This window comes from Actinacidiphila sp. bgisy144 (assembly GCF_057708105.1).
Genome location: NZ_JBYIRM010000069.1, coordinates 1 through 9,100, shown reverse-complemented (window position 1 = coordinate 9,100; position 9,100 = coordinate 1). Strand labels below are relative to the sequence as shown.

Genomic DNA, 9,100 nt, shown 5'->3' with positions numbered 1-9,100 from the left:
CCCCCCCCCCCCCCCCCCCCCCCCCCCCCCCCCCCCCCCCCCCCCCCCCCCCCCCAAGGCCGCCTCACGCCTCACAACCTCATGGAATGACCACCACCGGCCGCTGCGCCCGCCGCGCCAGCCGCCCGGCCACCGACCCGAAGATCCGCCCGACCATCCCGTGGGTCCCGCCGACCACGATGGCGTCGGCTTCGTACTCCTTGCCGACCTCCTCCAGCTCGTGGCAGATGTCGCCGCCGCGCTCCACCAACACCCAGGAGATCTCGGCGAGATGGTCGGCACAGGCCAGCTCCAGGCCCAGCACCTCGGTGCGGTGGTCGGGCACGTCCACGAAGACCGGCGGCTCGCAGCCGGCCCACACGGTGGCCGGCAGCCGGTTGGCGACATGCACGATGATCAGCGCGGAGTGCGTTCTGCGGGCCATCCCGATCGCGTAGGACAGCGCGCGCTCGCTGGAGACGGAGCCGTCGAAACCGACGACCACGCCGTGCCGGAAGGCCGGATCACAGGCGTGGTGCCGCGCGGTGGCCAGCTCGGGGAGCGCTGCCTCGTCGGCAAGCGGCCTGCCCTCGGCAGGCTCGGGAATGTCATGACCGGCCATGATGGGGATTCTCGGCGAGGGCGGCGCTGACGCGCCGAGCAGCGGACAAGACGTTTCTCGCGGGGCGGGCCGCCGCAGCGGCCGGTTTCGGCCAGTTCACCACTTCCCGTCCCACTCCCTCCAGAGTACGGCCGGTGCAAGCGCCTGCACAGGGCCGACGGGCCCTTCACAGGCTCTTCCGTATGTCTTGCGTACCCGGAGTTCCCAGGAGAATGCCGGAGGGAGCCCAAGAGCGCAACGGCACCGCGCCTGTGAGTGCAACGTCATCACGCCAACCGGCGACACGCTTCGGCGCACGGGCGCATCGCGGGGGCGCACCGCCGACACCTCCCCGGCACCTCCCGTCACCGCCCGCCGCCCCGACCCGACCAGCACCGCCCGCACCAGCCCGACGGCGGCCGCGCATGTGCAAGTTCACTCCGGAATATCCGGTACCGCTCTACGCCCATTCAGCGCCGGAACAGCGATTTTCGGCCAACTTGGCACCGTTGCGCATTCGTTGGCGGCCGCGCGCACTAACACCTGCGCCACCAGCGGTTCTACGATGCGGCAGGACGCGGACAGTGCGGTCCGCAGTCGCAACGGCACGAGGCGTACTTCCCAGCAAGCCGCCAGGGTGAAACGCTTCGTGATCGAATGCTTCACGCCACGTTGCCTTGTCGACTTAGCGTCAGATGGTGAACTTGTCACTAACGCCCCACCTGACACAGTAGATTTGATCATGGGTGACTGCGCTGGACAGCGGGGGATTACGTGCAGGACCGAGGGGACGACGCGTCGATACGAGGGGGGCTTGAGCTCCATGAGCCAGGAGTCCAGTTCCGGTACGGCGGCGGACACTCCGTCGCAAGCACCATCGGCATCGCCTCGCGCCATCCGCAAGCTCTCCGCGCGCCGCCGTCCGGAGGTCGTCGCGGTGCTGCTCTTCAGCGGTGGTCCGATCTTCGAGAGTTCCATACCCCTGTCCGTCTTCGGCATCGACCGGCAGGACGCGGGGGTCCCCCGCTACCGGCTGCTGGTCTGCGCCGGCGAGGAGGGCGCGCTGCGCACCACCGGCGGGCTCGAACTCACCGCGCCCTACGGCCTTGAGGCGCTCGCCCGGGCCGGCACCGTGGTGGTGCCCACCTGGCGCTCGATATCCCAAGCACCGCCGCCGGAGGCCCTGGAGGCGATCCGCCGCGCACACGAGGAGGGCGCGCGCATCATCGGGCTGTGCACCGGCGCGTTCGTACTCGCCGCCGCCGGTCTGCTGGACGGCCGGCCAGCCACCACGCACTGGATGTACGCCCCGACGCTCGCCAAGCGGTACCCGTCGGTGCACGTCGACCCCCGCGAGCTCTTCGTGGACGACGGCGACGTGCTCACCTCCGCCGGAACAGCGGCCGGTATTGACCTGTGCCTGCACGTGGTGCGCACCGACCACGGTACGGACGCGGCCGCCGCGCTCGCCCGCCGGCTGGTCGTCCCGCCGCGCCGGGCGGACTGGCAGACCGGGCAGCGGCACATGGACCGCTCTTTACCGGAGGAGATCGGCGCGGACCCGCTGGCCGAGGTCGTCGCGTGGGCGCTGGAGCACCTCCACGAGCAGTTCGACGTCGAGGCGCTGGCCGCGCGCGCGTACATGAGCCGGCGCACCTTCGACCGCCGGTTCCGCTCGCTGACCGGCAGCGCGCCGCTTCAGTGGCTGATCACCCAGCGGGTGCTCCAGGCGCAGCGGCTGCTGGAGACGTCGGACTACTCCGTCGACGAGGTGGCCGGGCGCTGCGGCTTCCGCTCGCCGGTGGCGCTGCGCGGGCACTTCCGCCGGCAGCTCGGCTCCTCGCCCGCGTCGTACCGGGCCGCGTACCGGGCCCGCAGGCCGCAGGACGACGGTGACCGGGCCGGCTCGGCGCCCGAGGTGCCGGCCGCGCGCCGGGGCGGGGCGAGTGGTCCGGGCGGGCCGGGTGGGCCCGGGAACGGTGCCGGTCACGGCTCTGTGCACGCGCACGGAAACGGTCACGGCGGCGCGGGCGGCCCCGGGGGCGGGGCCGGGCCGGGCAGCGGTACGGGCATCGCTCAGGGCGGCGGCCCGGGCGGCGGTCCCAGCGGCGGCCCGCAGGTGCTGGCCGCACCGCTCAAGGGCGACCCGGACGCGTACACCGCCTCCGCACGCGTCCCGGAGCAGTCCGGGCGGTCCGATCCGGCCGAGGCGGCCACCCGCGGGCGGCTGCGGGCCGGGCGCGGTCTGGGAGCCGCCCTCCCGGGACCACGTGATCGCCCGTAGGGTGAGACACATGAACGACCGGATGGTGTGGATCGACTGTGAGATGACCGGCCTCTCGCTGGCGCACGACGCGCTGATCGAGGTGGCCGCGCTCGTCACCGACTCCGAGCTGAACATCCTCGGCGAGGGGGTGGACATCGTGATCCGCCCGCCCGCCGAGGCGCTGGAGACGATGCCGGAGATCGTCCGGCAGATGCACACCGCCTCCGGTCTGCTGGAGGAGCTGCCCGGCGGGGTCGACATGGCCGAGGCGGAGCAGACGGTGCTGGACTACATCCGCACCCATGTCGCCGAGCCGCGCAAGGCACCGCTGTGCGGCAACTCCGTCTCCACCGACCGCGGCTTCCTCGCCCGGGACATGCCGGCGCTGGAGCAGCACCTGCACTACCGCATCGTGGACGTCTCCTCGATCAAGGAGCTGTCGCGCCGCTGGTACCCGCGGGCGTACTACAACAGCCCGGAGAAGAACGGCAACCACCGCGCGCTCGCCGACATCCGCGAGTCCATCGCCGAGCTGCGCTACTACCGCGAGGCCGTCTTCGTACCGGCCCCCGGCCCGGACACGGACACCGCCCGCGCGATCGCGGCCAAGCACGTCCTGCCGCCGGCCCCGCACGCCGCCCACTGACGGGCGCGCACCCGGCCGCATAAGCGGGCGCGACCACCCCCCGCCACCCTGTACACTTTTCCAAGCGGCGCCGCCCCGACAGGGAAAAGCGCCGCTCATGGTGGGTGTAGCTCAGATGGTAGAGCACCTGGTTGTGGTCCAGGATGTCGCGGGTTCGAGTCCCGTCACTCACCCCAGCTTCACAGGGCGCCCGGCCGCGGAAACGCGGCCGGGCGCCTTTTTGCGCAGCGGCCGGCCGGGGCGGAGCGGCGGTCGGGAGCGGCCGGAACGGTCGAAGCGGTCAGGCGCCGCGGAGCGCCTGCCGGGCGGCCCCGATCACGCGCTGGGCGGCAGCGCCGTACACGGCGGACTCCCGCAGGGTGCGCCACACCTTCATGTGCGTGGCGACGCTGTCGGCATCCGAGGACGAACTCGACCTCGCCGGGCTGCCGGCTGTCTACCAGCGCACCCGGGACGGTGAACACGTCACGCGGTACCAGACCACCGGGCACTACTTCTACCTGCTCAACGGCGGCAACGCCGTCAACTTCCTGCACGGCGCCAGTGTGGGGCCGTTCATCCACCTCGTGCAGGCGGAGATACTGGCCGCCGTCCGCATGCTCACCCGCGGCGGGCTCGCCCACGGCATCCACGACGTCACCGCCGCCGACCGGGCCGTGATCGCCGACACCTGGCTGACCTACTTCAACCGCTGAGGACCCGCCCCCATGCCCATCACCCCCCAGCACCTCCACGCCACCCTCACCACCTACCTGAGCCGGCACCCCGAGGACAAGGACGGCCTCGCGGCCCTCACCACCGCACTGGAGGCCCACCCCGACACCATCGCCTCGCGCAAGGAGTTCCGCGGGCACGTCACCGCCGGAGCCCTGCTCCTGCGCCCGGACGGACGTGTCCTGCTCGTGGAGCACAAGGCACTGGGGAAGTGGCTCTTTCCCGGCGGGCACCTGGAGGACACCGACACGACCCTCATGGGCGCCGCCCTGCGGGAGCTGGCCGAGGAGACCGGCATCGACCCCGAACAGGTCACCCCCGACAGCCCGTTGCCCCTGCACATCGACATCCATCCCATCCCGGCCAACCCCGCCAAGGACGAACCCGACCACCAGCACTTCGACATCCGGTACCTGTTCCGGACGGCAGCCGACGTGGCCGAGCTCCAGACCGAAGAAGTCCTCGACTACTCCTGGCAGTTCGCCGACCAGATCACCGCCGAGCCCCTCCGCACCCGCCTCCTCGCCGTCCCCTTGAGCTGAGCCCCCTCACACCGCCGGGGTCGCCGGGAGGGTGATGGAGAGCTGGAAGCCCTCGGGGAGCCGGCACGCGTCGACGTGCCCGCCGTGCGCCTCGATGATGCCGCGGACGATCGCCAGGCCGAGCCCGGCGCCCGGTCCGGTGTGGGCATGCTCGTCGCTGGTACGGGCGCTATTGGCGCGCCAGCCGACGTCGAAGATGTGGCCCAGGTCCTCGCTGGCGACGCCGGGGCCGTGGTCGAGGACGCTGATGATGAAGTGGTCGTCGTCGCGGTGGTGGGCGGTGACGAGGATGTCGCTGTGCTCCGGGGCGTGCCGGACGCCGTTGGCCAGCAGGTTGCCGATGGCGCGGGTGAGTTCGCGCGGGTCGGCCCACAGCATGTGGCCCGCCACGTCGCGGTGGACGACGCGGATGCCGCGCGCGCTCGCCGCGGCCCGCACGTCGACGACGGCGTCGGAGACGATGTCGAGCAGCGGCACGAGTTCGCGTTGCAGGTGCAGGGTGCCGCTCTGGAGGGTGGAGAGCGCGAAGAGGTCGTCGACCATGCCGGTCACGGTGTCCACCCGCGCGCGGATGGTGCGGACGTAGTCGGCCGGGTCGGGCGCGAACCCGTCGTCGATCGCCTCGGTCATCGCGCGGATGCCGGCCAGCGGGGTGCGCAGGTCGTGCGAGATCCACGCGAAGAACTGCCGCCTGGCCGCGTCGAGCTTCTCCACCTCCGCACGGGCCTGTGCGAGCTGCACCGAGGTGTCGGCGAGCCGGCGTGCAGGTCGTTGAACTCCCGCCAGCCGGGCTCGGCCGGTTCCAGCACCGCCCCGGCGGCCAGGTGCCGCGCCGACGCGGACAGCCGTCCGACCGACCGCCGCACCGCTCGGGAGATGGTCAGCCAGGTCGTGGCGAGGCTGATGACCGTGGAGATCGCGATCACCCACACCAGCACCGTCAGGTCGTGCGTGGAGATGAACATCTCGACCATGACCGCGAGGATCGACGACACGATCGAGGTGACCGCCCCGGCCACCACGATCGCGAACTGCGAGGCGACCGGCCCCCTGCGGTTCGCGTGCAACGCCAGGCCGGCGAGCAGGGTGACGGCCGCGGTGCAGATCACCGTGGTCATGACGATGAGGCCGATGTCGGGCAGGGCGAGCATGCGCGGCTACTCCGTTCCGTGCGGGGTGAACCGGTATCCGGCGCCCCATTGGGTGCGCAGGTAGACCGGATAGCGCGGTTCGGGTTCGATCTTCTCGCGCAGCCTGCGCACATGGACGGTCACGGTCGCGGCGTCCCCGAAGTTCCATCCCCACACCTCGCCGAGAATGTCGTCCCGGGTGAGTACCTGTCCGGGGTGCTGGACGCAGTACAGCAGCAGTTCGTATTCGCGGGTGGTCAGGGCGATCTCGTTCGTGCCGAGCCACGCGCGCCGGCGGGCGGGGTCGATCCGGAACGCGCCCGCGGTGAAGGGCGCGGCGGGGCTCGAGGGCGCGTGGCGGCGTAGTTGGGCCTGCATCCGCAGGTGGAGTTCCTTCATCGCGAACGGCTTGACCACGTAGTCGTCGGCGCCGTGCTCCAGCCCGCTGATGCGCTGGTCGACGGCGCCCAGCGCGGTGAGCATGATGATCGGGATGTCCGAGGTCGCCCGGGCCTGGCGGCACAGTTCGTCGCCGCTGGCCCCGGGCAGCATCCGGTCCACGACCAGGATGTCGGGCAGTCCGTCCGCGAGTGCCTGGCGGGCGGCGTGCCCGTCGCCGTACTGGGACATCGACCACCCGCTGGCCCGCAGATAGTCGCCGAGGACCGTCCGCACCGTCGCGTCGTCCTCGACGATCATCACCCGCGGTGTGTTCTCCATGCCCCGCACGCTACCTATCGGCCGCAGGGTGCCCGCGGTTCTTACAGAGCTGAAAGAACTTCGCGGGCGGCGCCGCGCGAATGCTTTCCTCGTTTCCCGGCGGCCGGGTCGGAAAGATCCGATCCCCGCTGCCACCACCCCCGCCACGAGAATCACCAGAAAAGAAGGACGCACTCCCATGCGCCTCAAAGCCGCCGCCGGAATCAGAATCGCAGCCGTCGCGCTGGCCTTCTTTTCCCGTCCGCGGCGACGGCGTACTCGACCACCCGGCTGCTGGCGCGCCACCGCCGGCGGCTCGGCGCGGGCGGCCCGGAACCGGCGATCCCTCCGCCCCGCTGGCTGTGACGGCCCGGCTCCGGCCCGTCGGCCGCAAGGCACTCCAACCCCGGCCGTGACCGCCGGGCCCCGGCCGGGCCCCCTTCGGAACTCGAAAAGACGGCGGGCCGAGCGGGCGATTATGGAACAACTCATTGACGCCGAAGGACCGGCCTTGTAGACATCACCTCACCGGAGAGCGCTCTCACCCCGCGCTCCCGCGTCCCTCGCGGACCCCCACCCGGATGAGGAGACACCAGATGCCAACCAGCGCGCCACCGTCGGTGCGGCCACGGCGTACCCCACGCGACAGGTCCCGGCCCTGTCTCGTGCTCGCCCTCCTGCTCTCGCTGACCGCGGGCCTCGCGCTCGCCGTCACCACGCAGTCGCCGGCCCGCGCGGCCGGTTCGCTGCTGTCCCAGGGGCGGCCCGCCACCGCCTCCTCCACCGAGAACGCCGGCACCCCCGCGTCCGCCGCGGTCGACGGGAACACCGGCACCCGGTGGTCCAGCGCCGCCGCCGACCCGCAGTGGCTCCAGGTCGACCTGGGCAGCGACCAGTCGATCAGCCAGGTGACCCTCGACTGGGAGACGGCGTACGCGAAGGCGTTCAAGATCCAGACGTCCGCGGACGGCACGAACTGGACCGACGTCTACTCCACCACCACCGGTACCGGTGGCGACCAGACGGTCACCGTAAACGGTTCCGGGCGGTACGTCCGGATGTACGGCAGCCAGCGCGCCACGCAGTACGGCTACTCGCTCTGGGAGTTCCAGGTCTACGGCGCCGGCACCGGCAGCCCGTCCGCGTGCGCCGCCGGCAACGCCGCGCAGGGGCGGCCGGCCGCGGCGTCCTCGACCGAGAACGCGGGCACCCCCGCCTCCGCCGCCGTCGACGGGGACACCGGCACCCGGTGGTCCAGCGCCGCGTCCGACCCGCAGTGGCTGCGGGTGGACCTGGGCAGTTCGCAGCCGCTGTGCAGCGTCGGCCTCAACTGGGAGACGGCGTACGCCAGCGCGTACCAGATCCAGGTCTCCGACGACGCGACGAACTGGACCACGGTCTACTCCACGACCACCGCGACCGGCGGCATCCAGAACCTCGACGTCACCGGCACCGGCCGCTACGTGCGCGTCTACACCACCGCGCGCGCCACCGGGTACGGCGTGTCGCTGTGGGAGTTCTCGGTGCACCTGACCTCGGACGCCACCACGCCCCCGCCGACCGGCGGTGACGACTCCTTCTGGGGCGACACCAGCCAGATCCCGGCCGCGAACAACGTGATGGAGGTGGCGATCCTCAACCGGACGAACGGCGCCTACCCCGACAGCCAGGTCTACTGGAGCTTCGACGGGCAGGAGCACTCCATCGCCGAGCAGCCGTACTTCGACATGCCGGCCAACTCCTCGGGCCGGATGTACTTCTACGTCGGCTCGCCGAACAGCCAGTACAACGACTTCATCGAGTTCACCATCGGCCCGGACGTCTTCAACGGCAACACCACCCGGGTCGACGCGTGGGCGCTGCCGCTGGCGATCCGGCTGCACTCGCACAGCGGCCAGGACGTCCAACTCGGCGACGCCCAGGACCTGTTCACCACCAGCCGGGACCAGGTGTTCCAGGAGTTCCAGGACGCGGTGCCGCAGCAGTTCAAGGTGCTGGCGCAGACCCAGGCGCCGTACCGGATCATCGCCCCGGGCAGCGACCCGAGCTTCCGGGCCGGCGGCGCGAACGCCGACTACTTCACCTCCTACGCCCAGTCGGTCGGCGTGAACGCGGCGACCTCGGACATCTTCGGCTGCGCGGGCACGCTGGCCGGCGACCCCACCACGTGCGCGGCGCTGAACCGGCACACCGCCACCCTCCCGGCCGACGAGCAGCAGGACCCGGCGCGCTTCTACTCCGGGGACCCGGCCAACTGGTACGCCAAGTTCTGGCACGACCACGCGATCAACGGGCTTGCGTACGGCTTCCCGTACGACGACGTGGGCGGCCAGGCGGCCTACACCTCGATGCAGGACCCGCAGTGGATGGAGGTCGCCGTCGGCTTCTGAACGCCCGACGGCGCCCGACGGCCACTGACGGCCACCGAGAACCGTTTCCCGCGATCCCCCCACAGGAGCCGGCGGGGGCGGGTGCGGCACACGACGCCACGTGTGCCGTGCACCGCCCCCGCCGGCGCGTCCC

Annotated in this window: 10 protein-coding genes, 1 tRNA gene and 1 pseudogene; 6 read left to right on the top strand and 6 right to left on the bottom strand. The window is 71.8% G+C overall.

The features are described 5' to 3' along the window. Positions 1-79 precede the first annotated feature (79 nt). Positions 80-601 carry a universal stress protein gene (locus tag AC3EVP_RS36455; protein WP_335977915.1) on the bottom strand — a complete coding sequence of 174 codons (522 nt, stop codon included), beginning with the start codon at positions 599-601 and terminating at the stop codon, positions 80-82. Positions 602-1,015: 414 nt separating this feature from the next. Further along, the gene (locus AC3EVP_RS36450) at positions 1,016-1,246 is read right to left on the bottom strand and encodes a hypothetical protein (RefSeq protein ID WP_435137967.1); all 231 of its coding nucleotides are present in this window, start codon (positions 1,244-1,246) and stop codon (positions 1,016-1,018) included. Between the two features lie 157 nt (positions 1,247-1,403). On the opposite strand from AC3EVP_RS36450, the gene AC3EVP_RS36445 reads away from it, so the two are divergent. The 3 genes from AC3EVP_RS36445 (at position 1,404) to AC3EVP_RS36435 (ending at position 3,668) form a co-directional block, all read left to right on the top strand. Then, positions 1,404-2,864: a helix-turn-helix domain-containing protein gene (locus tag AC3EVP_RS36445; RefSeq protein ID WP_435137971.1), complete on the top strand. Its 1,461-nt coding sequence runs from the start codon at positions 1,404-1,406 to the stop codon at positions 2,862-2,864. Between the two features lie 10 nt (positions 2,865-2,874). After that, complete coding sequence (gene orn / locus AC3EVP_RS36440) at positions 2,875-3,492, top strand: oligoribonuclease (RefSeq protein WP_435137964.1); 618 nt, start codon at positions 2,875-2,877, stop codon at positions 3,490-3,492. Positions 3,493-3,592: 100 nt separating this feature from the next. Then, positions 3,593-3,668: transfer RNA gene (locus AC3EVP_RS36435), tRNA-His, on the top strand. Positions 3,669-3,772: 104 nt separating this feature from the next. On the opposite strand, the pseudogene AC3EVP_RS36430 reads toward AC3EVP_RS36435, so the two are convergent. Then, positions 3,773-3,892: pseudogene (locus AC3EVP_RS36430) on the bottom strand (transcriptional regulator); the annotation flags it as partial. Here AC3EVP_RS36430 and AC3EVP_RS36425 point away from each other — a divergent pair. Together AC3EVP_RS36425 and AC3EVP_RS36420 are read left to right on the top strand one after the other, a co-directional pair. Beyond that, positions 3,873-4,187 (top strand): Rossmann-fold NAD(P)-binding domain-containing protein, encoded by a 315-nt coding sequence (locus AC3EVP_RS36425; protein ID WP_435137961.1) that lies wholly within the window; start codon positions 3,873-3,875, stop codon positions 4,185-4,187. The pseudogene AC3EVP_RS36430 and the gene AC3EVP_RS36425 sit on opposite strands and share 20 nt — an antisense overlap. A gap of 12 nt (positions 4,188-4,199) precedes the next feature. After that, positions 4,200-4,748, top strand: a complete 549-nt coding sequence (locus AC3EVP_RS36420) for an NUDIX hydrolase (protein ID WP_435137958.1) — start codon at positions 4,200-4,202, stop codon at positions 4,746-4,748. Between the two features lie 6 nt (positions 4,749-4,754). Here the strand turns inward: AC3EVP_RS36420 and AC3EVP_RS36415 are convergent, their stop codons facing one another. From AC3EVP_RS36415 to AC3EVP_RS36405, 3 genes are read right to left on the bottom strand one after another with little or no spacing between them, the layout of a single operon-like run. Then, the gene (locus AC3EVP_RS36415) at positions 4,755-5,462 is read right to left on the bottom strand and encodes a sensor histidine kinase (protein ID WP_435137955.1); all 708 of its coding nucleotides are present in this window, start codon (positions 5,460-5,462) and stop codon (positions 4,755-4,757) included. Next, on the bottom strand, positions 5,375-5,899 hold the full coding sequence (locus tag AC3EVP_RS36410; protein WP_435137952.1) for a hypothetical protein: 525 nt from the start codon (positions 5,897-5,899) through the stop codon (positions 5,375-5,377). The genes AC3EVP_RS36415 and AC3EVP_RS36410 overlap by 88 nt, the downstream gene beginning before the upstream one ends. Before the next feature lie 6 nt (positions 5,900-5,905). Continuing rightward, positions 5,906-6,598 carry a response regulator transcription factor gene (locus AC3EVP_RS36405; protein ID WP_435137949.1) on the bottom strand — a complete coding sequence of 231 codons (693 nt, stop codon included), beginning with the start codon at positions 6,596-6,598 and terminating at the stop codon, positions 5,906-5,908. A gap of 644 nt (positions 6,599-7,242) precedes the next feature. Here AC3EVP_RS36405 and AC3EVP_RS36400 point away from each other — a divergent pair. Then, positions 7,243-8,967, top strand: a complete 1,725-nt coding sequence (locus AC3EVP_RS36400; RefSeq protein WP_435137946.1) for a discoidin domain-containing protein — start codon at positions 7,243-7,245, stop codon at positions 8,965-8,967. Positions 8,968-9,100 lie beyond the last annotated feature (133 nt).

What these genes read in the sequence shown, in the direction of transcription:
- AC3EVP_RS36455 (WP_335977915.1), bottom strand. Translation starts at nt 601, where the DNA reads ATGGCCGGTCATGACATTCCCGAGCCTGCCGAGGGCAGGCCGCTTGCC.
- AC3EVP_RS36445 (WP_435137971.1), top strand. Translation starts at nt 1,404, where the DNA reads ATGAGCCAGGAGTCCAGTTCCGGTACGGCGGCGGACACTCCGTCGCAA.
- orn (WP_435137964.1), top strand. Translation starts at nt 2,875, where the DNA reads ATGAACGACCGGATGGTGTGGATCGACTGTGAGATGACCGGCCTCTCG.
- AC3EVP_RS36420 (WP_435137958.1), top strand. Translation starts at nt 4,200, where the DNA reads ATGCCCATCACCCCCCAGCACCTCCACGCCACCCTCACCACCTACCTG.
- AC3EVP_RS36410 (WP_435137952.1), bottom strand. Translation starts at nt 5,899, where the DNA reads ATGCTCGCCCTGCCCGACATCGGCCTCATCGTCATGACCACGGTGATC.
- AC3EVP_RS36405 (WP_435137949.1), bottom strand. Translation starts at nt 6,598, where the DNA reads ATGGAGAACACACCGCGGGTGATGATCGTCGAGGACGACGCGACGGTG.